Source organism: Paenibacillus sp. 01T422 (assembly GCF_056398785.1).
Genome location: NZ_JBFTQB010001605.1, coordinates 1 through 509, shown reverse-complemented (window position 1 = coordinate 509; position 509 = coordinate 1). Strand labels below are relative to the sequence as shown.

Below are 509 nucleotides of genomic sequence, written 5' to 3'. Positions count from 1 at the left end.
GCCATGTACATCTTGGGCATGCATACCGATCAAACAGAACGTCAAGCTCAGCTGATTGAGCTGATTCCAGCGGTTGCGGACAAGTATCAGATCGCTGTCATTGCTGGAACACATCGTCACATCAACAGTGACAATACCCATTCCTTGCGTGGATTTATTTATAAAGATCAAGTGTTTACCTTTTCTAATCTGCTCACATTTTCTATCTATGATAGAATTGGTGCTGGAGATGCCTACACAAGCGGAATCGTACATGGGGAAATCCAAGGATTTTCACCTGACAAAGCGGTCGGGTTTGCAGCTGCCGCCGGCATGCTCGCGCATACCATTGTTGGCGATACGCCCATGTCATCGGAAAGCGATATCCTGCGAGCGATGACGGAAGCTGTTGGCGATGTAGAAAGGTAGTGAACGTTTCGGTGAATCTATCCCGTAATAAACGGCCCTTATATTTGCAAATTATGAACATCCTGAAGGATCGCATCTTACACGGTGTGTATCCTTTGGGT

At 46.6% G+C, this 509-nt stretch carries 2 pseudogenes; both read left to right on the top strand.

Annotated features, from left to right (window positions below):
- Nucleotides 1-408: pseudogene (locus AC1DUA_RS40395) on the top strand (sugar kinase); the annotation flags it as partial.
- A pseudogene (locus AC1DUA_RS40390) lies at nucleotides 408-509 on the top strand (GntR family transcriptional regulator); the annotation flags it as partial. The pseudogenes AC1DUA_RS40395 and AC1DUA_RS40390, both read left to right, overlap by 1 nt.